Source organism: Rhizobium sp. M10, assembly GCF_002531955.1.
Taxonomy (GTDB): domain Bacteria; phylum Pseudomonadota; class Alphaproteobacteria; order Rhizobiales; family Rhizobiaceae; genus Rhizobium; species Rhizobium etli_C.
Genome location: NZ_NWTA01000002.1, coordinates 678,064 through 704,136, shown reverse-complemented (window position 1 = coordinate 704,136; position 26,073 = coordinate 678,064). Strand labels below are relative to the sequence as shown.

At 62.5% G+C, this 26,073-nt stretch carries 23 protein-coding genes, 1 other RNA gene and 1 pseudogene; 10 read left to right on the top strand and 15 right to left on the bottom strand.

The features are described from left to right. From CO671_RS05175 to nthA, 3 genes are read right to left on the bottom strand one after another with little or no spacing between them, the layout of a single operon-like run. Window positions 1-372 carry a nitrile hydratase accessory protein gene (locus CO671_RS05175; protein WP_097605022.1) on the bottom strand — a complete coding sequence of 124 codons (372 nt, stop codon included), beginning with the start codon at window positions 370-372 and terminating at the stop codon, window positions 1-3. After that, complete coding sequence (gene nthB / locus CO671_RS05170) at window positions 359-1,018, bottom strand: nitrile hydratase subunit beta (protein ID WP_097605021.1); 660 nt, start codon at window positions 1,016-1,018, stop codon at window positions 359-361. The genes CO671_RS05175 and nthB overlap by 14 nt, the downstream gene beginning before the upstream one ends. Further along, window positions 1,015-1,647: a nitrile hydratase subunit alpha gene (gene nthA, locus CO671_RS05165; RefSeq protein ID WP_010028340.1), complete on the bottom strand. Its 633-nt coding sequence runs from the start codon at window positions 1,645-1,647 to the stop codon at window positions 1,015-1,017. The genes nthB and nthA overlap by 4 nt, the downstream gene beginning before the upstream one ends. A gap of 343 nt (window positions 1,648-1,990) precedes the next feature. On the opposite strand from nthA, the pseudogene CO671_RS05160 reads away from it, so the two are divergent. Next, window positions 1,991-2,389: pseudogene (locus CO671_RS05160) on the top strand (DoxX-like family protein); the annotation flags it as partial. Continuing rightward, window positions 2,389-2,865 (top strand): DUF2269 domain-containing protein, encoded by a 477-nt coding sequence (locus CO671_RS05155; RefSeq protein ID WP_097605020.1) that lies wholly within the window; start codon window positions 2,389-2,391, stop codon window positions 2,863-2,865. The pseudogene CO671_RS05160 and the gene CO671_RS05155, both read left to right, overlap by 1 nt. Here CO671_RS05155 and CO671_RS05150 read toward each other — a convergent pair. Continuing rightward, window positions 2,857-3,450, bottom strand: coding sequence for a LysE family translocator (locus CO671_RS05150; RefSeq protein WP_097605019.1), 594 nt, complete (start codon window positions 3,448-3,450; stop codon window positions 2,857-2,859). The genes CO671_RS05155 and CO671_RS05150 overlap by 9 nt on opposite strands. Before the next feature lie 153 nt (window positions 3,451-3,603). Between CO671_RS05150 and CO671_RS05145 the strand changes: the two genes are divergently transcribed. Next, on the top strand, window positions 3,604-4,452 hold the full coding sequence (locus CO671_RS05145) for an aldo/keto reductase (protein ID WP_097605082.1): 849 nt from the start codon (window positions 3,604-3,606) through the stop codon (window positions 4,450-4,452). Window positions 4,453-4,599: 147 nt separating this feature from the next. Here the strand turns inward: CO671_RS05145 and ilvN are convergent, their stop codons facing one another. Both ilvN and CO671_RS05135 read right to left on the bottom strand, forming a co-directional pair. After that, a complete protein-coding gene (ilvN, locus tag CO671_RS05140) occupies window positions 4,600-5,172 on the bottom strand; it encodes an acetolactate synthase small subunit (protein WP_010034065.1) in 573 nt (190 codons plus the stop codon). A gap of 23 nt (window positions 5,173-5,195) precedes the next feature. Further along, on the bottom strand, window positions 5,196-6,986 hold the full coding sequence (locus CO671_RS05135) for an acetolactate synthase 3 large subunit (RefSeq protein WP_097605018.1): 1,791 nt from the start codon (window positions 6,984-6,986) through the stop codon (window positions 5,196-5,198). 322 nt (window positions 6,987-7,308) lie between these two features. On the opposite strand from CO671_RS05135, the gene CO671_RS05130 reads away from it, so the two are divergent. Continuing rightward, window positions 7,309-9,348: an ATP-binding protein gene (locus CO671_RS05130; RefSeq protein ID WP_097605017.1), complete on the top strand. Its 2,040-nt coding sequence runs from the start codon at window positions 7,309-7,311 to the stop codon at window positions 9,346-9,348. Between the two features lie 100 nt (window positions 9,349-9,448). Here CO671_RS05130 and CO671_RS05125 read toward each other — a convergent pair whose 3' ends face one another. Both CO671_RS05125 and CO671_RS05120 read right to left on the bottom strand, forming a co-directional pair. Continuing rightward, window positions 9,449-10,363, bottom strand: coding sequence for a dihydrodipicolinate synthase family protein (locus CO671_RS05125; protein WP_097605016.1), 915 nt, complete (start codon window positions 10,361-10,363; stop codon window positions 9,449-9,451). A gap of 20 nt (window positions 10,364-10,383) precedes the next feature. Continuing rightward, window positions 10,384-10,998 carry a LysE family translocator gene (locus CO671_RS05120; protein ID WP_097605081.1) on the bottom strand — a complete coding sequence of 205 codons (615 nt, stop codon included), beginning with the start codon at window positions 10,996-10,998 and terminating at the stop codon, window positions 10,384-10,386. Window positions 10,999-11,093: 95 nt separating this feature from the next. Between CO671_RS05120 and CO671_RS05115 the strand changes: the two genes are divergently transcribed. Then, on the top strand, window positions 11,094-12,572 hold the full coding sequence (locus CO671_RS05115; protein WP_210201908.1) for a PLP-dependent aminotransferase family protein: 1,479 nt from the start codon (window positions 11,094-11,096) through the stop codon (window positions 12,570-12,572). A 32-nt stretch (window positions 12,573-12,604) separates the two neighbouring features. Here the strand turns inward: CO671_RS05115 and miaA are convergent, their stop codons facing one another. Next, complete coding sequence (gene miaA, locus CO671_RS05110) at window positions 12,605-13,501, bottom strand: tRNA (adenosine(37)-N6)-dimethylallyltransferase MiaA (RefSeq protein WP_170964925.1); 897 nt, start codon at window positions 13,499-13,501, stop codon at window positions 12,605-12,607. Here miaA and serB point away from each other — a divergent pair. After that, complete coding sequence (gene serB, locus CO671_RS05105) at window positions 13,500-14,390, top strand: phosphoserine phosphatase SerB (RefSeq protein WP_097605009.1); 891 nt, start codon at window positions 13,500-13,502, stop codon at window positions 14,388-14,390. The two genes, miaA and serB, sit on opposite strands and share 2 nt — an antisense overlap. Window positions 14,391-14,812: 422 nt before the next feature. Here serB and CO671_RS05095 read toward each other — a convergent pair whose 3' ends face one another. The 5 genes from CO671_RS05095 to CO671_RS05075 form a co-directional block, all read right to left on the bottom strand. Further along, entirely contained in the window at window positions 14,813-16,522 is a 1,710-nt protein-coding gene (locus CO671_RS05095; protein ID WP_097605007.1) for a Do family serine endopeptidase, read from the bottom strand. 195 nt (window positions 16,523-16,717) lie between these two features. Continuing rightward, window positions 16,718-17,686 (bottom strand): protease modulator HflC, encoded by a 969-nt coding sequence (locus CO671_RS05090; protein WP_097605003.1) that lies wholly within the window; start codon window positions 17,684-17,686, stop codon window positions 16,718-16,720. A gap of 3 nt (window positions 17,687-17,689) precedes the next feature. After that, window positions 17,690-18,775, bottom strand: a complete 1,086-nt coding sequence (gene hflK, locus CO671_RS05085) for an FtsH protease activity modulator HflK (protein WP_097605000.1) — start codon at window positions 18,773-18,775, stop codon at window positions 17,690-17,692. Between the two features lie 166 nt (window positions 18,776-18,941). Continuing rightward, the gene (locus CO671_RS05080; protein ID WP_097604998.1) at window positions 18,942-19,661 is read right to left on the bottom strand and encodes a dihydrofolate reductase; all 720 of its coding nucleotides are present in this window, start codon (window positions 19,659-19,661) and stop codon (window positions 18,942-18,944) included. A 108-nt stretch (window positions 19,662-19,769) separates the two neighbouring features. Next, window positions 19,770-20,564, bottom strand: coding sequence for a thymidylate synthase (locus CO671_RS05075; protein WP_097604995.1), 795 nt, complete (start codon window positions 20,562-20,564; stop codon window positions 19,770-19,772). 111 nt (window positions 20,565-20,675) lie between these two features. On the opposite strand from CO671_RS05075, the gene ssrA reads away from it, so the two are divergent. The 4 genes from ssrA (at window position 20,676) to CO671_RS05055 (ending at window position 22,256) form a co-directional block, all read left to right on the top strand. Further along, window positions 20,676-21,038, top strand: a transfer-messenger RNA (tmRNA) gene (ssrA, locus tag CO671_RS05070). A gap of 128 nt (window positions 21,039-21,166) precedes the next feature. After that, window positions 21,167-21,682, top strand: a complete 516-nt coding sequence (locus CO671_RS05065) for an SspB family protein (RefSeq protein WP_009996660.1) — start codon at window positions 21,167-21,169, stop codon at window positions 21,680-21,682. A gap of 51 nt (window positions 21,683-21,733) precedes the next feature. Continuing rightward, a complete protein-coding gene (locus CO671_RS05060) occupies window positions 21,734-21,928 on the top strand; it encodes a DUF4169 family protein (protein WP_011426047.1) in 195 nt (64 codons plus the stop codon). Window positions 21,929-22,031: 103 nt separating this feature from the next. Then, window positions 22,032-22,256 (top strand): ribbon-helix-helix domain-containing protein, encoded by a 225-nt coding sequence (locus CO671_RS05055; RefSeq protein ID WP_097605080.1) that lies wholly within the window; start codon window positions 22,032-22,034, stop codon window positions 22,254-22,256. 71 nt (window positions 22,257-22,327) lie between these two features. On the opposite strand, the gene CO671_RS05050 is transcribed toward CO671_RS05055, so the two are convergent. Further along, window positions 22,328-26,032 carry an AsmA-like C-terminal region-containing protein gene (locus CO671_RS05050; protein WP_097604993.1) on the bottom strand — a complete coding sequence of 1,235 codons (3,705 nt, stop codon included), beginning with the start codon at window positions 26,030-26,032 and terminating at the stop codon, window positions 22,328-22,330. Window positions 26,033-26,073 lie beyond the last annotated feature (41 nt).

Here is a 26,073-nt window from a genome sequence, read left to right as displayed (position 1 = left end):
TCAGCGCAGCGGATCGTTGGCGAGCTCGATCGGCTGCCCGTGCGGCGTCGCCTCGGCCGCCCGCTGCCAGCTTTTCTGCAGCTCGAGGATGGCGGATGCGTCGGCCACGCCGCGGCTGACCAGCAGCTCCGAAAGCGCCGCCACCCAACAGTCGAAATAGTCGCTGCCGTCTTCAGCCCGTCCGGGCTGATGCAATTGCCGCGAAAGCGTTTCCGCCCATTCGCTCCACGAAAACAGCCCCTTCTCATGCAGATGCACGGTCATGGCGAAGGCCTCGGCCGCCCAGGGTTCGGGAAAGACCGGCGCGCCCTCCGCAGATTTGGGCAGCCCGGGCGATTGGCTGAGCTCGGAGGCTATTTCACACACGCTCAAGATAGCTCTCCCACGCGTCGATCGAGACCGTCAGCGACGGGTCCGCGCCTTCGCCCCAGATCTCGCCACCGTCGAAAACGACGGTATAGAGCCATTGCGGGTTCTCGCCCTTGCCATGGGCATTATCATCGGGAAAGACGAAGGAGCCCTGCACCGCTTCGACGACGCCGGCCTTGGCGCGGGCATAGCGCGGCAATCGCGTATGGGTCGCCGGATTGAAATTCTTCGTCTTCACCCGCTCGCCGACCGCAAAGCGTGGCGCGCCATCCACCGGCCTGTCGCAAGGCCCGCCCTTGGCAAGCACGGCGGGCACCATCTCCGCCTTCAGCACCCGTTTCGGCGCCGTGCCATCCTGCAGCTTGTGTCCGGACAGCAACTCCTCGCGCGTCGCAAAGCCGTGTCGCGTGAGCAGCGTATCGACGCCGCGGATCCAGATCTCGTAATAGCTCGCCGCGAGGTAATCGGCCGGCGGGATATTCTCGCGCGCATGCCGGCTTTCATCGATCGTCCAGGCGCCGAAGGCCCCGCAGGAGAGCGTGATGCCGAGCGCCCGCTTTTCCCATTCGGCATGGAAATAGGGCTCGTCCTTCTCAGGCGCGACAGGCCCGAAGCCCATCTGCCCGCCGAGATCGTGCGGTCCGTTCATGACAGTGCCTCCGGGCTACCGGCCACCGCCGTGCCGATCATCGCATCGCGGCTGACGAGGCCGGCAAGTGCTGCCTCATCCATGCCCTCCGTGCCCTCCGGCCGCTCGGGGATCACGAGATAACGCAGCTCCGCCGTCGAATCCCAGACGCGGATCTTCTTGCCCTCCGGCAGGGTCAGGCCGAATTCGGCGAGCACGCCGCGCGGATCGATCACCGCCCGCGAACGATAGGCCGGTCCCTTGTACCAGACCGGCGGCAGGCCAAGCACCGACCAGGGATAACAGGAGCAGAGCGTGCAGACGACGAGGTTATGGGTCTCGGCCGTATTGAAGACGGCGCGCATATGCTCGCCCTGCCGGCCGGTATAACCGAGACTCGCGATCGCCGCCGTCGCATCGCGCCTCAGCCAGTCGGCAAAACCGGGATCGCTCCAGGCTTTCGCGACAACATGCGCGCCGTTCCGCGGCCCGACCTTGGTTTCGTAAGTCTCGACGATCGCATCGATGGCATGCGGATCGATCAGGCCCTTCTCCGTCAGCAGCGTTTCCAGCGCCTTCACGCGGGCCTGCATGTCGGAGTAGTGGTTGTCGTGGGCATGATCGTGGTGATGGTCGTGATCGTCGTGCAAGGCAATCTCCTCCCGGAACGGCGATCGGCCGCCCTGTTTCCTCGATGCGCGCGGTTCGCTCCTCCTCTTCTCCCCAGCGGGGGTCCGAAGGACGGGTTGAGACCCGTGGCTCAACCCCGGGCGGTGGCCCGAAGGGTCGGATGAGGGGGCCGCACGGCACGCCCTTTATGTTGCTCTTCGCTGCGCTCCGTGCATTCGCGGCTTTGCCGCTCATCCCCCTCATCTGCCTGCCGGCATCTTCTCCCCGCCGGGGAGAAGCGGAATCGTGGCAACGTCTCGCGCAACCTAACGGATCCTCATGAAACCGTCTCCGTTCCTTCTATCACACACCACAACCCCGCCAAGCCCTTCCGGCGTGCAGGATCTCTGGTTTGCCCGGCTCTATCTGCTGAAGCCGCTCATCATATCGGGCCTGTCGGCCTTCTGGCAGCTCTCCGGCCTGATCCCGCTGCTTTCGATGGAAAGGGCCTCGGCGCACTTCCTGCCCTTCATGCCGGAAGCGGCGGCAACGGCGCTGACGCTTGCCACCTGCATCATCGATGTGGCGCTTGGCGCCGCCGTGCTTGTTCGCCCGCTCGCCAGACGCGCCCTTCTCGGCATGCTCGCCGTCTCGTTGGCCTATCTCGCCGGTGGCAGCCTGCTCGAACCCGCGCTCTGGCTCGATCCGCTCGGTCCCCTCGTCAAGGTGCTGCCGTCGGTCCTGCTGACGCTGACGGCGCTTGCCATCCTGGATGAACGCTGATGCTCGAGGAATGGCTGCTGCTTGCCCATGTCGTCGGCGCGACCGTGCTCTTCGGCACCGGCGCCGGCATCGCCTTTTTCATGGTGATGGCGCACCGCACGCGTGATCCCGCCCTGATCGCTCATGTCGCCGGAACCGTCGTGATCGCCGATACAGTCTTTACCGCCACCGCCGCGATTCTCCAGCCGGTGACCGGCTATCTCCTCGCCCGCATGATCGGCTGGGACCTGTCGGAAGGCTGGATTGCGCTGTCGCTGCTGCTTTACGTCGTCACTGGCCTGTTTTGGCTGCCGGTCGTCTGGATCCAGATCCGCCTGCGTGATCTCGCCCGCGCTGCCGCGGCATCGACAAACGCGCTGCCGCCGGCCTATTTCAGCCTCTACCGCGTCTGGTTCGCTTTCGGCTTTCCGGCCTTCTCAGCCGTCATCGGCATTTTCTGGCTGATGCTGACGAAACCGGCGATTGCTCTATTTTAACATCGGCCAGAGGCTCGCCACCAGAAGCACGGCCATGGTGATGTTGAACCACTTCAGCCGCACGGGATCGGAAAGCCATTCCCTGAGTGCCGAGCCGAAGCCCGCCCAGGTCGAGACGCTCGGCACGTTGACCACCGCGAAAGCCAGGCCGACGATCAGCACGCTGGCAAGATAGAGTTCAGGATTGGTGTAGGTCGCCATCGCCGTAACCGCCATCACCCAAGCTTTCGGGTTGACCCACTGGAAGGCCGCCGCCGAGACGAAGGACATCGGCGCCGCACTGCTCCTGCCTTCGCTCAGCGAACGCGAGGCGGCGATCTTCCAGGCGATCCAGACAAGATAGGCGCCGCCGGCGAACTTCAGCACCGTATAGACCAGGGGCATCGTGTGCAGCAACGAGCCGAGCCCGAGGCCGACGCCGATCAGCAGCGAGAAGAAACCGGCGCCGATGCCGACCATATGCGGGATCGTCCTGCGGAAGCCGAAATTCACGCCCGAGGCAAAGAGCATCATGTTGTTCGGCCCCGGCGTGATCGACGTCGTGAAGGCGAAGAGAACAAGGGCGAAAAACGTATCCAGCGGCATGCAATCTCCCGAAGCCGGCTCTTTTCCGAGGCCCGCCTTATTTAGGTCAGCGTAACTGCCCTAAACTCTTGACGCCATTCCATCATTGTCATGGTGACAGGATTAGTTGAAAGATAAGAACGCTGCGCAATCTCCTGAAAAATGGAAAAAATCATGCAGGACGACCCCATCCCCTCCGTCAAATTCCCGAACGGCACGGAAGTGCCGGCACTCGGCCAGGGGACCTGGGCCATGGGCGAGGATGCCGGCCATGCCAAGATGGAGATTGAAAGCCTCAGGGCGGGCATCGATCTCGGCATGACGCTGATCGACACCGCGGAAATGTATGGCGACGGCGGCGCCGAGGAGATCGTCGGCCAGGCGATCCGGGGACGGCGCGACGAGATCTTCCTCGTCAGCAAGGTCTATCCCTGGAACGCCAGCCTGAAAGGTACGGTCGACGCCTGCGAGCACAGCCTGGAACGGCTCGGCACCGACCGGATCGATCTTTATCTCCTGCACTGGCGCGGCAACTATCCGCTGGCCGAGACCGTCGCAGCCTTCGAAATGCTGAAAGCGTCGGGCAAGATCGGCGCCTGGGGCGTCTCCAACTTCGACACCGACGACATGGAGGAACTGCTCAGAGTACCCGACGGCGCCAATGTCGCCGCCAACCAAGTGCTCTACAATCTCTCCCGCCGCGGCATCGAATATGATCTCCTGCCCTGGTGCCAGAGCCGCGGCATTCCCATCATGGCCTATTCGCCGATCGAGCAGGGGCATATCCTGCATCATCCCGAACTCATCCACATCGCCAAGGCCTATCAGGCAACGCCCGCCCAGCTGGCGCTCGCCTTCCTGCTCGAACGCGACGGCGTCATCGTCATTCCGAAGACGTCGAATGCCGAACGCGTGGCGGAGAACCGCGACTGCGTCTCGCTTGAGATCACCGACGAGGACTGGCAGGCGCTCGACGCCGCCTTCCCGCCGCCGGCAAAGAAAAAGCCGCTGGAGATGCTGTGATCTCCAGCGGCCCGAATTACTGACAAGCCCGCCAACTCCTCTTTCGTCATGCTCGGGCTTGTCCCGAGCATCTGCGCCGCTCGATAGGTGAGCAGATCCTCGGCACAAGGCCGAGGATGACGCCGAGGAAGGGATGAAGCTTCTGCCTCACATCCCCTGAGCGCCGCGATTCATCGCCGCGATGCCGGTGCGGCAGACTTCGATGAGGCCGAGCGGTTTCATGATCGCGATGAACTGGTCGATCTTCGAGGACTTGCCGGTGATCTCCAGAATGAAGTGATCGATCGTCGCATCTACCACCTTGGCGTGGAAGGCATCGGCAAGGCGAAGCGTCTCGGCGCGCATCTCGCCCTCGCCGATCACCTTGACCAGAGCCACTTCACGCTCGATCGGCCGTTCCTGGCCAAGTTCGCGGGCGCGCACCGTCAGATCGACGACGCGATGGACCGGCACGATGCGATCGAGCTGCGCCTTGATCTGCTCCAGCACATGCGGCGTGCCGCGGGTGACGATGGTGATGCGGGAAAGATGCGCCTGATGCTCGGTCTCGGAAACCGTGAGGCTTTCGATATTGTAGCCGCGGCCGGAGAACAGGCCGATGACGCGGGCAAGGACGCCCGGCTCGTTGTCGACGAGCACCGAAAGCGTATGGCTTTCGATCGCCGTCGTTTCCGGCGAGATGAAGTAGGCAGAGCCCGTGGGCTGAAGATGTGCGTTCATGGTCCTGGGTTCCTACCTGATCGTTATACGAGCTGACGGCCTTTGGCGTCGATCGCGTTGGCGACCGCTTCATCCGTGGCTTCGTCGGGCAGCAGCATTTCATTATGGGCCTTGCCCGAGGGGATCATCGGGAAGCAGTTGGCGAGATTGGCGACGCGGCAATCGAAGATGACCGGCTTCTTGACCTCGATCATCTCGACGATGGCGTCGTCGAGCTCATCCGGCTTGTCGCAACGCAGGCCGACCGCGCCATAGGCTTCCGCCAGCTTGACGAAATCAGGCATCGCCTCGGTATAGGAGTGCGACAGGCGGTTGCCGTGCAGCAGCTGCTGCCACTGGCGCACCATGCCCATGTACTGGTTGTTCATGATGAAGATCTTGATCGGCGCATCATACTGGATCGCCGTCGACATTTCCTGGATGCACATCTGGATCGAGGCGTCGCCGGCAATATCGATGACGAGGCTGCCGGGATGGGCGATCTGGACGCCGAGCGCCGCCGGCAGGCCGTAGCCCATCGTGCCGAGGCCGCCCGAGGTCATCCACCGGTTCGGCTGTTCGAAGCCGAAGAACTGCGCCGCCCACATCTGATGCTGGCCGACCTCGGTCGTGATATAGGTGTCGCGGTCCTTGGTATGCGCATAGAGGCGCTCCAGCGCATATTGCGGCATGATCACGTCATTGCTCTTGGTATAGGCGAAGGAGTTGCGCGCCCGCCAGCGGGCGATGTCGCTCCACCAATCCTCGAGACGATTCTTCTCCGGCTTCTTCGGCAGAGCCCGCCACAGGCGGACCATGTCTTCCAGCACATGGCCGACATCGCCGCGGATGCCGATATCGACGCGGACATTCTTGTTGATCGAGGACGGATCGATGTCGATATGGATCTTCTTCGAATTCGGCGAGAAGGCGTTGAGGCGACCGGTGATGCGGTCGTCGAAGCGGGCGCCGATGCAGACCATGACGTCGCAGTCATGCATCGCCATGTTGGCCTCGTAGGAGCCGTGCATGCCGAGCATCTTCAGCCAGTTCTTGCCCGAGGCCGGATAGGCGCCGAGGCCCATCAGCGTCGAGGTGATCGGGAAATCGGTGAGCTCGACCAGCTCGCGCAGCAGCTTGGAGGCCTCAGGGCCGGAATTGACGACACCGCCGCCGGAATAGATGATCGGCCGGCGCGCATTCGCCATCAGCTCGATCGCCGCATGGATCTGGTTGAGGTCGCCCTGGATCTTCGGCTGATAGCTCTTCTGGATCGGGTAATCGGCGGGCGGCGTATAGGTGCCGGTCGCAAACTGCACATCCTTCGGAATATCGACGACGACGGGGCCTGGACGGCCGGACTGGGCGATGCGGAAGGCCTCATGAATGATGGCGGCGAGCTGGTTGACGTCCTTGACCAGCCAGTTGTGCTTGGTGCAGGGCCGGGTAATGCCGACCGTGTCGCATTCCTGGAAGGCGTCGGAGCCGATCAGCGGGGTCGGAACCTGACCGGTCAGACAGACGAGCGGGATCGAATCCATCAGCGCATCCTGCAGCGGCGTGACCGCATTGGTGGCGCCCGGGCCCGAGGTGACGAGCATTACGCCGACCTTGCCGGTAGAGCGGGCGTAACCTTCGGCCGCATGACCGGCCCCCTGCTCGTGGCGGACGAGGATGTGCTTGATCTCCTCTTGCTGGAAGATCTCGTCGTAGATCGGCAGGACTGCGCCGCCGGGATAGCCGAAGATATGTTCGACGCCGTTGTCCTTCAGCGCCCTGAGAACGATCTCCGCTCCCGTCATCCGATTGCCTGCCGCCTGATTGTCCGTGCTCATCTGTCTGTTCCGTTTGATGCTGGGATTGCGTTTGTGGCCGGAAGCCCGAATTTCGGGCATAAAAAAAGGCCCCGGAGGAGCCTGTCATCTAGCGCATGGGTGGCTACCGCCGGATGGTTACACCATCCTGCCCATGCGCTTTCCCACCACGATAAGAGCCGTTGCGATTTTCATGGTCGGAAGTGATAGACAGAAAATTTCGCAGCGTCAACGCATGCCGCAATAAAAAACTGCCCCGTGCCTGCGCCGCTGAAAATCGATAGGATGAAGGATTTATTAAAGGATCGACTTTATCCTTTAACGCTACTGTAGGAGTAGCCCGTTGCTCAACAACGACTTGCGCATGTCTGGCAAGGCAGGCGAGCACGATCGCCGCGATGGCCTCGCGCCGGGAAACCGCTTTCTCGGCCGCGTCGTTGCATGCAGCGGCTCGCGGGCGACGATTGCCGCCGTCGCCGTTGAGGGCGGGACTGATCTCACCGAACTCTGGTCCGTCGGCCGGCTGATCTCGATCAGCGTCGGCCGCAACCGCGTCGTCGCCCTCGTCTATCAGATGAACACCGGCAGCCATGCCTGGGGCGAAGGCGAGGACAATAATTTCAAGATCGAGACCGAGCTGCTCGGCGAGGTCCGCGTCGACGAGGACGGCCGCGAGGAATTCTCGACCGGCATCTCGCGTTATCCCTATCTCGGCGCCATCGCCCACCGCATCCGCGCCGCCGACCTGATGCGTATCTACGATGCCGGAACGGGCACGACCGCCGTCATCGGAAAACTGACGCAGGATGAAAGCATCGATGCGGCGATCCACATCCCCTCGATGCTCTCCAAGCATTTCGCCGTCGTCGGCTCGACCGGCGTCGGCAAGTCGACGGCCGTATCGCTGCTGCTGCACAAGGCGATCGTGGCCGATCCGAAGCTGCGGGTGCTGATCCTCGACCCGCACAATGAATTTGCCGCCGCCTTTCCCAAGCACGCCGTCACCATCGATACCGATACGCTCGACCTGCCTTTCTGGCTGATGCGGCTCGAGGAATTCGCCGAAGTCGTCTTTCGCGGCCGCCCGCCGGTGCCCGAAGAACTCGATATGCTGCGCGATATCATGCCGGAGGCAAAGCGCGCCTTCCGCGGCAGCGACAACTCGCTGGTGCGCCGGACGACGGAAAAGAGCTCGATCACCGCCGATACGCCGGTTCCCTACCGCATGGCCGATCTCTTGGCGCTGATCGACGAGCGCATCGGCCGCCTCGAGGGCCGCGCCGAAAAACCCGGCCTGCGGTCGCTGAAGATGCGCCTCATCGCCGCAATCAACGATCCGCGCTATCACTTCATGTTTTCCAACAACACGATCAGCGACACGATCACCGACACCATCGCGCAGATCTTCCGCATTCCGGGCGACAACCGACCGATCTGCACCTTCCAGCTTGCCGGCATTCCTTCCGAAGTGGTCAATTCGGTCGCCTCCGTGCTCTGCCGCATGGCCTTCGAGGTGGCACTCTGGAGTGACGGCGCCATCCACATGCTCGTCGTCTGCGAGGAAGCCCACCGCTATATCCCCTCCGATCCCAGCCTCGGCTTCGTGCCGACGCGCCAGGCAATCGCCCGCATCGCCAAGGAAGGCCGAAAATACGGCGTCTCGCTTGGGATCATCACCCAGCGGCCGGGCGAGCTCGACCAGACGATCCTGTCGCAGTGCTCGACGCTGTTTGCCATGCGCCTGGCCAATGACCGCGACCAGGAAATCATCCGCTCGGCGATCCCGAACTCGTCGATCTCGACGACGAGCTTCATCTCCTCGATCGGCAACGGCGAGGCGATCGCCTTCGGCGAGGCGATCAGCGTGCCGATGCGCATGCGCTTTTCCCGCGTCGACGAAAATCTGCTGCCGAAGGCTGCGAGCGCCAACAGCAAGCATAGCGAGGAAGATCCGGATACGGTCGATCTGCGCAAGATCGTCACCCGCATGCGGGCGGTGACGGTCGGGCCTGATATTTCGAATTTCCAGCAGAGCTTCGGCGCATCGACGGCACGTTCCGACGAGGAGAATGACGCCGACGAGGTTCTCGAGGCCAAGCCCTACGCACCGCCTCCACCGGCCTCGCCACCGCCGGTTTCGGCGCCCCTCGAATCCTACCGGCGCGAACTGCTGCCGCAGACGCCGGGGCTGGACCCGGCCGCACCTTCATCCGTCGATCCGCGGCTCGATGCGCTGCGCCGCGAGATGCGCCGCGAGGAACCGATCTTTCCGCGACCTGCACCGCCGACCGACCAGCCGGCCATCACCCGCCGGGAACCCGGCTCGTCGCTGCGCGAAAGCATTCTGAAAAAGCCGTTGAGCAGCCTTTACAACAAGGACTAAAGCGCGTCGCATCAAATTTGATTCACGCAACGCGCTTTCGCTCTTTGTTTTTAGGTATGTCGTTGTCCCGAAACCGCTGCACACGTCCGGGCGACATGCATTAAGTCTTCCGCCCGCCCTCCAGCGCGATCAGCGGCTCGACGATCTCGAGCACACGCTGGCGATCCGCTGATTTCAGCGGCAGGAGCGGTCGCGGAAGCTCCGCCCGGGCGAGTGAGAGATGTTCGAGCAGCATATAGACCACGCGGATGCTTCCGAATGCCTTGAAGGTTTGCCATAGCGGCTCGAAGAGCTTATCGAGCCGGCGTGCCCCATCGACGTCGCCGGCCATGGCGGCCTTGGTCAGGCCGAGAGCCGTGCGCGGCAGCAAACCACCGATGACGCTGTACCAGGCGTCTGCGCCGGAAAGCAGCGCATCGGCCGCGCCCCAATCGCCACTGTAACCGATCGCGAGATCGGTCTTCTCCCGCAAGGCCGCAAGTTCCCCTGGCAAATCGCCGTCAACAGGCAGCGGCATCTTCACCGCCCTGATCGTTTCGATTTCGGAGAGGCGCTGGAGAAGCTCCCGGCTGAAGGTGAAATGGGTCGTGCCGGGATTGTTGTAGATGCAGACCGGCAGCTTCGTTGCCTTCGCGACCGCCAGGAAATGCTCATAGGCTTCTTCCTGCGTCAGCGGCGTATAGGAGACCGGCGCCAGCAGAAGAGCATCCGCACCGGCCGCCTCGGCATCCCTGGCAAGACCCACGGCGTGGTCCGTTCTGAGAGTCCCGGCCCCGACAATGAGAGGAATACGGCCGGCGACGCATTCGGCCGCGGCCTTGACGGCGCGCAACCGCTCCTCGCGCGCGAGGTAAGCATAGATCCCGGTGCTGCCGAGAAGCCCGACAGAGGCGACACCCGCCTCGCACAAGCGTTCCAGAACGCGGCCGAGGGCTTCGGTGTCGACACGGCCATCGATATTCGCGGGCGTTGCCGGAAAGGCCGAAAGGCCGTGAAAGGGAGAAGCCGAAGACATGATGTGATCCTGCAAAAGCGTCAGTTTGAGAACAGCAGGCGCGATCCGGCGCCCGCGAAGAACACGGCGAGGCCTGCCTCGATCCAGCGGCGCGCCCTGGCATAGCCGCGCACCATCGGCGCTGTCGAGAACAGCAGGGCATAACCGGCGAATATCGATATCCCGAGCAGCACACAGCCGCCGAAAGCCGTCATCGCCATCTCGGGCGAAGCGCCCGGTTTGAGGCCGAGCGACATGATCGCGACCCAGGCCAGAACCGCTTTGGGGTTTCCGAGATGCATCAGGATCCCACGGCGGTAGAGTACGCCGAAGTCCGTCGACGGCCGGGCTGGCTCGCCTGCCGGCGCATCCGCGGCGGCGGCCGAGCGAGCCGCCCTCCAGGCGAGCCAGAGAAGGTAAAGCCCGCCCGCGATCTTGAGGAATAACAGGGCATGAGCATAGCCTACCAGCAGGGTCGAAATGCCGGTGACGGCAATCAGTCCCCAGCATGTCGACATCGTTATCACGCCGGCGGCAAGCGCCAGGGCCGGTCGGCGCCCCTGGCTCATCGCGACATTCATGATCGCCATGTTGCTTGGCCCCGGGCTTCCGGCTGCGACGATATAGGCGATATAGACGACGAGAAGATCCTGCATGTCCGCTTTCCAGAAATCGCTGAGGCCTTCCTTCTCTTCTGAAATTGGTTCATCATGAAGCGCCATTTTCAAGAATCTTCATGGACCATTTTGCAATGTCGAAGCGGCGGGCCACCATCGAAATTCCGTCTCTCCACGGGATCGACAGAACGGCCCATGTCGGCCGCCGGCTTGCACAGGCCCTGCGGCACGCTATTGCCTGCGGCGAACTGAGGCCTGGCGAGCGCCTTCCTTCGACGCGCAGCCTTGCGGCCTCGTTGAAGATCGCCCGCGGCACCGTCGTCGAAGCCTTCGACCAGTTGACCGCCGAAGGTTATCTCGAGGCGAGAGTGGGCGCGGGAACCCGTGTTGCCGCCGCCCTGACGGACATGGCGCCGGCACTTCCGCCGCCACCGCCCGCGCCGGCGTCCGCAGAGGCGATGGACCTGCCTGCCCCAGCTGCCCGGCTGATATCGATCGCCCGTGCGCTGACCCCTCACCCGCCCGTTCCCTTCGCCATCGCGGTGCCTGCGTCCGGCATTGCGCCCGACGACAATTGGCGACGTGTCGGCAATCGAATGCGCGCCTCAAGACAGGCCGCACCCTCGGGCTACCACGATCCGATGGGTGTGCTCGAGCTGCGCATCGCCATCGCCGACCACGTCCGCCGCGCGCGGGCCGTTCATTGCGAACCCGAGCAGGTCATCGTTACGTCAGGCACCCAGCAAGGCCTCTACATGGCTGGCCGGGTTCTTCTGTCGCGTGACGACCCGGTATGGGCCGAGGATCCCGCTTACCCCGGCCTGACGGCAGTGCTCGACGATCTCGGCGTTCGGACGCATCGAATCCCGGTCGACGCACAAGGGATGAATGTGGAGCGCGGCCTCGAACTCTGCCCGGAAGCGCGCGCCGCATTCGTCACGCCTTCACACCAATATCCGGTCGGCATGCCGCTCAGCATGGCGCGGCGCAACGCTCTGATCGCCTGGGCCGACCAGAACCGAGCCTGGATCGTGGAGGACGACTACGACAGCGAACTGCGTTATGCCGGACACCCTTTTCCCTCCATGCAGGGGCTGCGTCCGTCGCGCGTCATCTATCTCGGCACTTTCAGCAAGGTGCTCTTTCCGTCGTTGCGTCTCGGTTACGTCATCGCCCCAGCACCCCTCGCAGAAGCCTTCGCCGGCGCACGCGCCATTCTTGACCGGCATTCGCCGATATCAGAACAGCACGTTCTGGCCGCCTATATCAGGGAAGGCTATTTCGAGGCGCATATCAGGCGCATTCGGGGTCTGTATGCCGAACGCCGCACTGCTCTGCTCGCGGCGCTCGAGCGGGTTCTGCCGAAAGGGTGTCATGTTCAGCCGAGCGATCAGGGCATGCACATCCTTCTATGGCTGCCTGAGGAAGCCGACGACGTGCGGCTGGCGGCGCGCGCCCTTTCGGCCGGCCTCGCAGTGCGGGCGATCTCCCCCATGTATGGCGCGCAGCCGGGACGCCCCGGCCTGATGCTGGGTTTCGGCGGCTTTCCGCAGGAGCAACTGCAGGCGGCGGTGGGCGAACTCGCCAAACTGCTGCAGGTGCGCAGCGCGTAACCGCAGTTGAAGGGCAAGCCCGGACTTGCGCACTATAGGGCCAGCCGCTCCCAGCTCTCGTCCATCTGATTGCGGAACCAGGTCATCTGCCGCTTGGCGTATTGCCGTGTCGCCGCAGCCCCCTTCTCCAGCACCTCCTCGCGCCTCATCTCCCCCTTCAGCATCGCCGCGATCTGCGACACCCCGATCGCCTTCATGACAGGCGCCTCGGCGGGCAGGCCGAGGGCAAGCAGCGCCCTCACCTCGTCTTCAGCGCCCTGCTGCAGCATCTTTTCGAAACGGCCGTTGATGCGGGCATGCAGTATCGCCCGGTCCGGCAGCATGACGATCTTTCGTGCCTTCTCGGCGTCGATCAGAACTGGCCCGGACCGCCCCTGAAAATCGGCGATCGACCGTCCCGTCGCCTGGATCACCTCCAGCGCCCGGACGATGCGCTGCCCATCCTGGCGGTTGAGGCTTGCCGACATGGCAGGGTCGATTGCGTCAAGTTCGGCATAGAGCCCCTCCGGCCCTTCCTCCAGCAGCCGCATCCTGAGTTTCCCCCGAAGCGCCTCGGGTATCGCGGGCATGTCGGAAAGGCCACCGGTCAGTGCCTTGAAATAGAGCCCGGTGCCGCCGACGAAGACCGGCAGTTGCCCGGCGGCTTTCAATGCCGGCAGCAGCGCCGAGACGTCGCGCAGCCAGGCGCCGGTGGAATAGGCGGCCCCTGCCGGCACGTGGCCGTAGAGATGATGCGGCACCCCTTGCATCTCGTCTTCCGACGGGCGCGCGGTCAGCACCCGCAAGGTGTCGTAGACCTGCATGCTGTCGGCATTGACGACCGCGCCGCCATAGCGCTTGGCCAATTCGACGGCGAGCGCGGACTTGCCGCTGGCGGTCGGCCCGGTTATCAGGATCGCGTTCTCTACGCTCAGAAGGTTTTCCATCATGGCCCTCGTTGCCACGCTTGTTGCCAATCCGTCAAATCCTGTCCTGACCCCTGCTATCGCCGAACAGGCGGCCGAGGCCGTAGAGGCCTCCGGTCTCTACTGGCTGGCCGACGGCGTCGCCTGCGACATCGCGTTGCGTGACGGTACGGATGGGCAGGCGGCCGAGGCCAATATCCTCGCCGTGATCGCTGGCGCGCCGATCGACCTCGTCATCCAGGAGCAGGAGACCCGCCGCAAGAAGCTGCTGATCGCCGACATGGATTCGACGATGATCGGCCAGGAATGCATCGACGAACTCGCTGCCGAAGTCGGCCTGAAGGAGAAGGTCGCCGCCATCACCGCCCGCGCCATGAACGGCGAGATCGCCTTCGAGCCCGCGTTGCGTGAGCGTGTCGCTCTGCTGAAAGGCCTGCCGATCTCGGTTGTCGACGAGGTCATCGCCCGGCGTATCACGCTCACCCCGGGCGGCCAGGAACTGATCGCCACCATGAAGTCGAAAGGCCATTACACCGCCCTCGTCTCCGGCGGCTTCACCGTCTTTACAGGCCCCATCGCCGCCACGCTCGGCTTCGACGAGAACCGCGCCAACACCTTGCTGGACGATGGCGGCATCCTCTCCGGCTTCGTCGCCGAACCGATCCTCGGCAAGCAGGCCAAAGTCGATGCGTTGAACGAAATTTCGGCACGTCTCGGCATTTCGCCGAAGGAGGCGATCGCCGTCGGCGATGGCGCCAACGATCTCGGCATGCTGCAGCTCGCCGGCTCCGGCGTCGCCCTCCACGCCAAACCCACGGTCGCCGCCCAGGCGCAGATGCGCATCAACCACGCCGACCTGACCGCGCTGCTCTATATCCAGGGCTATCGGAAGACGGATTTTGTGATGGGTTAAAGCCGACACGGCACACACTCTGCGCCTTCACCTGTGTGCCGTGGCCGCCCCCTCTGCCCTGCCGGGCATCTCCCCCACAGGTGGGGAGATCGGCTGGGTGCACCGGCTTCCCCAAACAATTAAGGTCCAGCACGGTGAAACGGCAGATAGGTAGGAGGCGCAGGCCATATCCGATCTCCCCCTTGTGGGGGAGATGCCCGGGAGACAGAGGGGAGTGCCACACGGCACGCCCTCTTCCCCCTCATTCCTGTGCTCGTCACAGGAATCCAGCGCGCCCAAGTCCTTGGGCGCAGAAGACTTTCTTCAAGGTTGTATGGAGTCATTCACCGCGCAGACGCTCGGTGGCTGGATTCCTGTGACGAGCACAGGAATGAGGGAGAATGGGAGACCTCGGCGGCTCGTTCATCACCGCCGTTAACCCTTTACTCCATCGGCACTGCCACGAACCGAAGATCACCGTTTGCCGATGCGATCATCAGCTGGGCGTTGCGGCGGCCTTCCTGTTTCAGCGATTTCACCTTGGCCGCGACTGCGTCCGGCGACTTCATGAATTCCTGCGCCACCTCGACGATCACGTCCCCTGGCTTCAGCCCCTTTTCGGCCGAGGCGGAACCGGGCGCCACCTCCGTCACCACGACGCCGTCGACGCTCTCGGCAATGCCGAAAGCCGTGCGTGTCTCGGGGCTCAACAGCGACAGCGACAATCCGAGCACGTTCTTGGGTGTTGCCGCATCCGGCGATCCCTGGCCCTGGTGCTGGTCCGGCGCCGGCGCGCCCGGGACGGGCTGGACCTGATCGCCGGTATCCGGCTGGTCCATGTCGTCGTTCTCGTCGGGATCAGGGGTGATCACGCCGTCCTGCGAGCCATCAGGGGCCGCGCCGCCGGATGCCGCCTGATCGCTGTCTTCGAGGCGGCCAAGCTTCACCTTGACGGTCTGCTCCTTGCCGTCGCGCAGCACCACGACATCGACTTCCTTGCCGACCGTGCTTTCCGCCACGACACGCGGCAGATCGCGCATTTCATTGACCGTCTTGCCGTCGAATTTCAGAATCACGTCGCCCGCCTTGATGGAGCCGTCGTCGACGGGGCCGCCCTTGATGACGCCGGCGACCAGTGCACCCTTGGCCGTGTCGAGGCCGAGGCTGTCGGCGATATCGTCGGTCACCGGTTGAATGCGCACGCCGAGCCAGCCGCGCCGCGTCTCGCCATATTCGCGCAACTGCTCGACAACGCCGGAAGCCAGTTCAGATGGCACGGAGAAGCCGATACCGATCGAGCCGCCGCTCGGCGAGATGATTGCCGTGTTGATGCCGATCACCTCGCCCTTCATGTTGAAGAGCGGGCCGCCGGAATTGCCCTTGTTGATCGCCGCATCCGTCTGGATGAAATTGTCGTACGGGCCGGCATTGATGTTGCGGCCACGCCCGGAAATGATGCCGACCGTCACCGAGCCGCCGAAGCCGAACGGATTGCCGATCGCCATCACCCAATCGCCGATGCGCATCTCGCTGGAATCGCCGAATTTTACCGCCTTCAGCGGTGTCTTCGGCTCGACCTTCAGCACCGAAAGATCGGTCTTCGTGTCCGTGCCGATCAGCTTCGCCTTGAGCTTCGAGCCATTGGCGAAATTGACTTCGATGTCGTCGGCGCCCTCGATCACGTGATTGTTGGTGACGATATAACCGGTCGGGTCGATGACGAAGCCGGAGCCGAGCGAGCTGACATTGTGGTTGGGGCCTTTGCCGCCCTGCTGCTTGTTGAAGAAGTCGTTGAAGAATTCCTGGAATGGCGATCCGTCGGGGGCGCGCGGCGCCGGACCGACCCCCTCGTCATCCTTCACATTCTGAGAGGTCGAGATGTTGACGACCGCATCGAGCAACCCCTCGGCGAGATCGGCGACGGAAGCCGGTCCGCTGTTCGGCACGACGCCCTGAAGGGGCGGGACCTGCTGCGGTGCCGCGGGTGACGTCGGCGCGGGAGCAGCCGGAACAGGCGCGGCAACCCCGGGTGCTGCTGTTTCAGGCGTGGTTTGCGCAAAAGCAATCCCGCTCATGCCGGCTTGCGCCAGAATTGCGGCGCCGGCCATAAGCGCGAGCGTTCGTCTGAAGGGCGAGCCAATCGTGGGGGCCATCAAGCTTCCTCATAAGCGGTAAATGCGCACATTGAGCATCAGCATAAGGCGGAATGATGGAGGGCGAAATCACCTTTTCGCGAAATCCCCGTGCAATCTGACACCTCCTCGCAAAAACCCGATTGTCTCAATCAGCGCATGAAAAAAGGGCCGGCGCGGGCCGGCCCTTCCATTTGTGCGATAGCGCGCGCGGCGTCAGTTCGCCGGCTGGGCGGGGGCTGCGGGCGCAGCCGCGCCGGGAACGGCGGCAGCCGGCGCTCCTGGCGTTGTCTGCGGCTGCATAGCGCCGGCGGCGTTGTCGAAATAACGGAAGAATTCCGAATTCGGCGACAGCACCAGCGTCGTGTCCTGCGAGGAAAGCGCCGAGGAATAGGCCGCCATCGAACGATAGAACTCGAAGAAGGCGGGGTTCCTGGAAAAGGCGTCGGCGAACACGCGGTTGCGTTCGGCATCGCCCTGACCGCGCAGGATTTCCGCATCGCGCTGGGCATCCGCGGTGATCTCGACCACCTGGCGGTCGGCGATCGCCCGGCGGCGCAGGCCGTCTTCCGTGCCCTGGGCGCGCAGGAGTTCGGCCTCGGCCAGACGCTCGGAGCGCATGCGGTTATAGGTGTTCGGCGCCACATCGGCCGTCAGATCGGTGCGGCGGATGCGCACGTCCTCGATGTTCAGTCCGAGAAGCTCGGCATCCGGACGCAGATCGTCGCGCACCTCGAGCATCATCGACACGCGCTCGTCGGAAAGTGCGGCATCGAATTCCCGCAGACCGTAGACGCGGCGCAATGCCGAATCGAGGCGGGTGCGCAGCCGCGCTTCGGCCGCATCGCGATCGCCGGAGACGGTCTCGCGGAAGCGGCGGGCATCGTTGATCGAATAGATCACGAAGGCGTCGACGTCGAAGGTCGCACCGCCCTTGACCTGCACCTGGATATTGTCGAGGTCGAGACGCAGCTTCTGCTTTTCGACGAGCTGAACGCGGTCCGCGTCCATGAAGCTGAACGGCAGCTTGAAATAGATGCCGGGCTCGGTCTTGACCGACTGGATCTCACCGAAGCGTACGACAATCGCCTGTTCACGGGCATTGACCACGTAAACCGATGAATAAAGCCCGACCAGCACGACTGCGAGGATGACGAGAATGACGGGAAGCCTGTTCGAAGTCATGGCTCAACCTCCCTGCTGCGACGGTCTGGAGATCTCGTTGAGCGGCAGATAGGGTACGACCCCCTGCTTCTCTTCGATGATGACCTTCCTGGAATTCTTCAGCACCTGTTCCATCGTTTCCAGGAACAACCGCTTGCGGGTGACGTCGGGCGCCTTCGAATATTGTTCGTCGATGGCGATGAAGCGCTGCGCTTCGCCCTCCGCTTCCTTGACGACGCGGTCCTTGTAGGCGGCTGCATCTTCGCGGATGCGGGCACCATCACCGCGTGCCTGACCGAGCTTCTGGTTGGCGTACTGATTGGCTTCTTCCACCAGGCGCTGCTTGTCCTGGTCGGCGCGCTGCACTTCCTGGAAGGCATCGGCCACTTCACGCGGCGGCGCCACGTCCTCGATCGTCACCTTGTTGATCGAAATGCCGGAACTGTAACGCGACATCGTATCCTGGATGATATTGGCGACTTCGCTGGCGATCTCCAGGCGCCGGTCGCGGAACGCATCCTGCGCCGGACGGCGGCCGACCACTTCGCGCATCGCGCTTTCGGAAACCTGCTGCAGCGTCTGCGCCGGGCTTTCGACGTTGAAGAGATAGGCGCGCGCATCGCTGATCTGATAGAGAACGTTGAACCGGACATTGAGGATGTTCTGATCGCCCGACAGCATCAGCCCGCCGGCCGTGTTGCTGCTGCCCTGCGTGCCGCCGACATTCAGCAGCTGCTCGGTGACCTTGACGATCTCGACCGTATCCATCGGCCAGAAATGGAAATGCAGACCCGGCATCGACACCGTTTCCCGCGGCTTGCCGAAGCGCAGCTCGACGCCGCGTTCGTCCGGCTGGACGGTGTAGACGCACTGGATCAGCCAGAAGACGGCGACGATCGCCAAAACGATCACCGCCACGCCGCCGTTGAAACCGCCGGGAACGATGTTGCGCAGCTGATCCTGGCCGCGCCGGATAATATCTTCCAGATCGGGCGGTCCGCCCTTGCCGCCGCTGCCGCGTGGTCGGTTCGGCCCCTGACCCCATGGTCCCTGATTGTTACCGCCGCCGCCCCAAGGGCCGCCGCCGCCATTCTGATTGCTCCAGGGCATCAAAACCTCGTTGTTCGTTAAAGTCTTCCCCGCATCCTGGACCGTGGGGGCTGACCGGCGGATGCGTTGGTGACCGTTATAGGTATCGCCGCACCGGCTTTCAACGTAGCGTGAGAAACTTGGTCAATTTAATTGGAAAATAGTTCGTTTTCAGGCACGACGGCGTTCAAGATTTGATGTCGGTATCTACCGGGAAGAACTCGTACTGCACTCCCTCCCGGTCGGAATCCGCAACTTTCCTTTCATACAACTCAAAGTATTTATCGAAATCTGGCTCCCGCCCCATAAACTCTTCTTTAGACTTAAACCTATGTTCAGGCTTTCGCCTCTCGTAACGGGTTATGCGAAATGGAAATTGATCATGTTCACTCTTAGGATAATCATCTTCAGCGCCCCGCTTCCATTCGGATTTTGAGCCGACCGTGTCCTTCTCAAAATTCGTCTCAAACTTAGCGTCCCCATTAATATGGCCGCAGAAGACTTCAGTCAGAAAAACCTGATTTATATAACGTTCAAAAATCTTGTAGATCTGCTCGCCGCCAATAACAAAAAACTCAAGTTTTCCAGCTGTTATTGAACTTACATCGGCAAATAGCAAAGCTGTCTCAACGTCTCTAGCCCACCTAATATCGGGTGAATTGGAAAGAATTTCAGAGCGCGACAGTATGATATTTGTTCGATTTGGCAGCGGCCGATTTCCAAGTGACTCAAAGGTCTTCCGACCCATTATAATGGCATGGCCAGAGGTCCTTTTCTTAAAAATCTGGAGATCAGTGCGAAGGTGCCATGGCAATCGGTTCTCAATGCCAATGACATTGTCCGGATAACTGCGAGCAACAATCGATGTTGCTGACGGCATTTTTACCCGTTTTCTTTTGATTCTCATTGAATGCAATCTTTGGTTGCAGCCCACTTATGCAGTCTGGTTATATTACGTGGGGACCGCATTCAAGTCGAATGTAGCTAATAGGAAAATAAAACGCTGACTGTTTTATCAGACGGCGATCGGCGCCTTGATGCTGGCATCGGCCTCGTAGCCGATCAGCTCGAAATCATCGAAGGTGAAGCCGAAAATGTCCTTCACCTCAGGATTGATGCGCATGAAGGGCAGCGGCTTCGGCCGGCGCGTCAACTGCAGCTTCGCCTGGTCGAAATGGTTGTGGTAGAGATGGGCGTCGCCGAGCGTGTGGACGAAATCGCCGGGTTTTAGCCCGGTCACCTCAGCCACCATCATCGTCAAAAGCGCATAGGAGGCGATGTTGAACGGCACACCGAGGAAGATGTCGGCGGAGCGCTGGTAGAGCTGGCAGGAAAGCTTGCCGTCGGCGACATAAAATTGGAACAGACAATGGCAGGGCGGCAGCGCCATATTGTCCACTTCCGCCGGATTCCAGGCCGAGACGATGTGGCGGCGCGAATTCGGATTGTTGACGATGCCTTTGACGAGATTGGCGATCTGGTCGATATGGCCGCCATCCGGTGCCGGCCAGGAGCGCCATTGGGCGCCATAGACCGGCCCGAGGTCGCCGTTCTCGTCGGCCCACTCATCCCAGATCGAGACGCCGTTCTCCTTGAGATAGCGGATATTCGTTTCGCCCTTCAGGAACCACAAAAGCTCGTGGATGATCGAGCGCAGATGCAGCTTCTTCGTGGTGAGGACGGGAAATCCTTCTTCGAGGTCGAAGCGCATCTGGTAGCCGAAGATCGAGCGGGTGCCGGTGCCGGTGCGGTCGCCCCGGTCGGAGCCTTTTTCCATCACATGCTTCAGGAGATCGAGATATTGCTGCATGTCGCGCTGATTCCGTTTTCTCCAATTTAAGCCTTCGCCTTCAGGAAACCAATCGCCGGCGGGCATTTTCCCGTTCTTTCTGCTGCCGGAGATAAAGCTTTTGTGACGTTTGCCCTTTCCTTGGGCGAAGGAAATCACTATATCAGCCCTGCCGGCTTTCGGGCCGGCTATGGCAATAAATGAGCGGTGTAATAAACCTATTGGACCCGGGGGCGGTACCCGGCGCCTCCACCAAAAACCGGCGGCAAGGAAGGCCGGCTTTTGATGGGGGCGAAACAGGATCGACAAGGGTGTAAAGATCGACTTTTTGCTCGGCATTGTACCGCCGTTATCGGGCTAAAATTGTAGTTGCAAACGACAACTATGCGGAAGCTCGTCTCGCTGCTTAATCGCGGTGTGACACTTCAATCAAAGTCCTAGTGGTTCGCACCTCTAGGCGGGGTCCGAAGGCACCTGGCAACAGAAGCCTTCACCTTCTCCCTGCTGACGAAATCATGTATGCTCCGAAAAAACGTGACTCGGCTCCGGTCTTTCCCAAGGCGCCCGGACGTGGCATATAACCTTGTGAAAAGACTTCCGAACCGACGAAAGACAGGAAAAGCATGGGGCAGGATCATATCCGCTACGACATTCTGGCGCAGGATGCACTTCGCGGCGTCATCCGCAAGGTTTTGGCGGAAGTCGCAACGACGGGCCGTCTGCCCGGCGACCATCACTTCTTCATCACCTTTCTGACGGGTGCGGCCGGCGTGCGCATTTCCCAGCACCTGAAGTCGAAATATCCAGAGCAGATGACCATCGTCATCCAGCACCAGTTCTGGGACCTGAAGATCACCGAGACGCATTTCGAAATCGGCCTTTCCTTCTCCGACGTTCCGGAAAAGCTGGTCATTCCGTTCAATGCGATCCGCGGTTTCTACGATCCCTCCGTCAATTTCGAGCTCGAATTCGACGTGCCGCTCGCCGATGGCGAGGAGCTGCCGTCCGGCGAGATCACCGCCTATCCGGTCGATGCTGCAGGAAAGCCTGACGAAACCGCCGGCGCAAAACCGGCCGACGGCGAAGAGAAGAAACCGGGTTCCGTCGTCTCGCTCGACTCCTTCCGCAAGAAGCAGTGATTTCAAAGGGAGGCCCAGCCTCCCTTTTTCTTAAGGGATTTCAGCCACCGCATGAGCGCCGAAATCATTAATCTGCGCCAGTTCCGCAAGAAGCAGGCCCGCTCCGAGAAAGAGAAACAGGCCGAGCAGAACCGTATTTCCTTCGGGCGCACCAAGGCCGAAAAGCAGCTCACCCGCAGCCTGAACGAGAAGGCCGACAAGGCGCACCGCGACGGCAGGATCGAGACGGATGACGACGGCGCATGAGGCTTCACGCAAAGCTTGAGAAGCCGAAAACGAATCTGCGATCAGCCACTTGCCCGATTTGCTTGAATCGACCTTCGAAGCCGATTGCGATGTGACGTCCTTCATGATCCGCAAGCACTCGGCAACACTGCATGGCCATCGCACCAGTTTTTCGCTGGAAGATGAATTCTGGGCCGAACTGAAGACCATCGCGGCAGGCCGCTCGATGTCGCTGGCCGCCCTGATTTCCGAGATCGACGACCACCGCCAGCCGGACAGCAACCTGTCCTCCGCGCTGCGGCTCCATGTGCTTTCCTGGGTGAAGGCCGGCGGTGGCCGCCAGCCGTGACGCAGATATAAAGGCGATTTCGCTAACACGAAGACCTGCAGCGCCTCAGGTCAATCAGATCCCGCGCGCCGTCATTGCGCCTGAACGCCCGGCACCTGATCGAAATTGAGTGGACCGGGCTGCGCCTGCCCGTTGCGCCGCGCCGCTTCCGCAGCCGCCCTCGCCTGCGCATCGGCCTTGTCCCTGGCCTCGGCCGCGCGCGCGGCCTCCGCCTCGGCGGCCGCCTTCTGCGCCGCCGCTGCCTGCGCCAGTGTGCGCAGCCGCTCTTCCTCCGCCTGCCGTTGCCGCTCGATCTCGGCGGCCCTGACGCGCTCGGCGTCATTGAAGCGATAGAGCGCGGCCTCACGACGCAGCCGCTGCTTTTCGAGCACGATCGCCTGCAGCCGTTCGACGCGCCGCCGTTCGCGCTCGAAGGCGCGCAGCGACAGGTAGCTGGTGATATCGGTCACATCCATCGTCTTGCCGGGGGACGGCAGCAGGCCGGAAAAATTCAGCCTGAGCGCCGGCTCGGCGCCGGGAAGCGTTTCCGTACCGGGATTGAGGCCGATCCCGACCGTCGCGCTGATCCGCTCTTCCGGCAACGCAATCTGCGCATCAGCGGTGACGCGGGCCAGATCGTTGGCGACGGTGACATTCTGCACCCTCAGCGTCCCGTCGGCAATGTTGAAAGGAATGCCGAGCGGCGGCAGCTTCGCCTCGCCGTTGCTGAGCAGCGTCTCGACGATCGGGTGCACCTTGCCGGCATTGATCTGTTCCTGCATCGTGTCGGTCGCGGCAAGCAGCGGCGGAAGGATGGCAAGGTTCAGCCCGCGTATGCTGGTATCGCCGAGCCGCAATTCACCCGAACCGTTGAGCGAGCTGGCGATTTCGCCGACCGTCTTGCCCGAGGCCTCCATCGACAGCGACAGGCCGAACTTACCATTGGCGATCGGCGCACCGTCACGCAGCCAGACGACGCCGGCAAGATCGGAATCGGCAAGCGCAAGCTTCGTCTGCAGGAAGCCGGTGCCGTCGGCATTGGTAAAAAGCAGGTTGCCGGAGAGCTTGCCACCGTCCCAGTTGCCGGCCATGTCGTTGAGCTGCAGTTCGTCGCCCTTGTAGGCGACGTTGCTGGTAAAATCGGACACCGCCGTTTCCGGCAGGCCGGGCCAGAATTCCTTGGCCGAAAGTTTCACCTTGACGTCGAGATCCTTGAAGACGGGCAAGCCCAGCGGGGCCTTCGTCAGCGCACCGTTGGCGGGATCGACGATCTGGCCGAACACAGCCTCGCCAAGCCAGCCGGCATCGGCTTTGGACAGCGTCAGCGCGCCGCTTGCCGTCGTCTTCGCGGCCTTCCGATCGAAGTTCAGTGCCCCTGAAAATGCGTTGTCGGCCGCATGCCCCTTGATATCGGACAAGGCGATCTTGTCGCTGTCGACGGCGGCATTGACCTGCAGGCTGAACGGCAATCCCGTTCCGGTCTGCGGCAGGGCGATGCCGTTCATGATGAGATAGGGGTCGATATCGGCGCTATCGAGCGAAAGCGCAATCTGACCGTTCATGAAACTCTCCGGCCGGACATCGACCTTGCCGTTGGCGGTAAACGAAGTCCGGTCGGTGGCAAAGGTCAGCGCCGCATCGGCGGGATCATTGCCCGATGCCTTCACCTTGAGCGTCAGGCGGCCGTTGGCGCCGACATCGACCGGCAGCGGGTCGAGCCCGGCCTGGCCGAAGAGGATGGACGGCACGGCGTTTTCGAGCGTCGCCTCGAGGCTCGTCGTGCCATTGCCGGTCAGCGCCAGCAGATCGGACATGCGATAGTCGAGATTGACGCGGCTGCCGTTCGCCACACCGGCCAATGTCACCGTCAGCGCATCGCCTTCGTCGCCGCCGAGCGTCAGCGCGCCGCGCAATGCCGTATTGCCGTACCAGCCGGCATTGCGCACCAACCGGTCGAGCACCGGGTGGTGCGGCAGATGCTCGCGCAGCATGGTGAAGAAACCGCCGGGATCGGCCGATTTGAAGGTGATCTCACCTGCACCCTTGTAGTCGAGCAGCGAGCCTTCCGCCCGGCCCGTCGCCGTCAGCTCGGCGCCCGCGAGATTCTTGACCGACAGCCGGTCGACCGCAAGCGCCCCGTCGGCGATCGTGAAGGTGGTTTCGACATTCTCGGCTTCGACACCGAAGGCGGTGAACTTGTCGGCCTTGAGCTGGGCGGCGATCTTGTGATCGAGGACATTGTCGCCGCTATCCTGGCCTGTCGCGAGCCCGGCCAGCGCCTGCAACGCGTCAAGATCGAGCGTGTCGCCGTTCAGCGCCACCGATAGGGTCGGCGTCTGGCCGGAGATCGCCTGCCGCTCCAGCCTGCCCTTCAGTGTCGCCGAGCCGACGGCGATTTCGAGATTTTCGAACCGCTGCAATTCATGAGTGAGGCTGACATTGGCGGAAAAACCCGCCTGCCGCAATTGCCGGATGGCCGGATCGACCGAGCCCGCCAGCCAGGAGGCAAGCCCCGTCGGCTGGTTCGAGGCCAACACGATCTGGCCGTTGAACGAGGGCTCGCCCTGAAGCAGGAGCTTGCCCTTGCCTTCCACCAGTGTGCGCCCCGGCAGCGTGCCGATGGCGCTATCGATCATCCAGCCGGTGCCGGCCGGCTCCAGCTCCAGTTGCACGTCGCGCAGCGTCGTGTCGCCGGCGACGATTGCCGGCAGCTTGACGCTCGCTTTGCCCGGCACTTGCGGGATCGGCACCTGCGCAACGATATCGATCAGCGAATTCAATCGCTGGCGCGCCGAAACCGCGGGATCCCGCGTCGTCTTGCCGGCCGCGCCTTCATTGCCGATGCGGTTGACGTCGATCTGCTGCCCGTCGGCCGTCAGCAGGAATTCCGGCGCGTTGCCGGTGTCGAGCGTCGCCTCGCCTGTTATGACATAGGGATCGTCCGTCGGGCCGATCTCCATCCGGTATTCGGGAATGCGGATGCGTTCGTTGGTGAGTTCGAAGCGGCCCTTGACCCGCGGCGGCTGCTCGTTCTTGTTGGCCGATTTGGCGCTGTTGCGGTTTTCGATCGCCGCTGAAAGCTGGCCCTGGTAATTCGGCTTGCGATCGACGAGCTTCAGCTCGCCGTCAAGATCGATGCTGACCGGGTGCTTATCAGGGGAAAGCTTCGTGCGCATGCGCAGCACGCCCTTCTCGTCCGGCTGGCTGCTCGAGATCGAGAAATTCCCGTGTTCGCCGTCGAGAGCCGCGTCGCCCTCGATGCGCCAGGGGCCGGCGAGCGACTTGGCCGACATCTCCGCATTCAGGCCGGTGATGCGGCGGCCCCGGCCCGACTGGTCGTCGATGAATTCCACCTCGCCGCCGCTGACATGCACATTTTCGAGGACGACCGTTTTCGCCGGTATTTCGGCGCGGCTGCCGCGCATCCAGTCGAGGGTGCCGTCTTTGAGCAATCTGAGGCGCACCTTCGGATTGACGACGCGCATGTCGAAGATCAGCGCCTCGCCAGACAGGAAAGGCGCAAGCTCCGCATCCATGGAAAACTGTTCGACCTTGACGATCGGCGTGCCGTCGGCCTCCTGGCCGACACGCACGTCATGCAGCGTGACCGACGGAAACGGCAACAGGCGGGCATCGACCGTGCCGTGGACGGTGACTTTCTTGCCGATGATGCGGCTTGCCTGATCCTCGAAGTTCTTGCGGAAATCCGTCCAGTCGATGAACAGCGGCGCAAGCAGCGCCACAAACAGCGCTACGACGATCACTCCCCCCAGAAAGACGAGGAACCGGCCTACCAATGCAAGGATTCTCCATTCGGGATTCTATTGCCGACACTAGC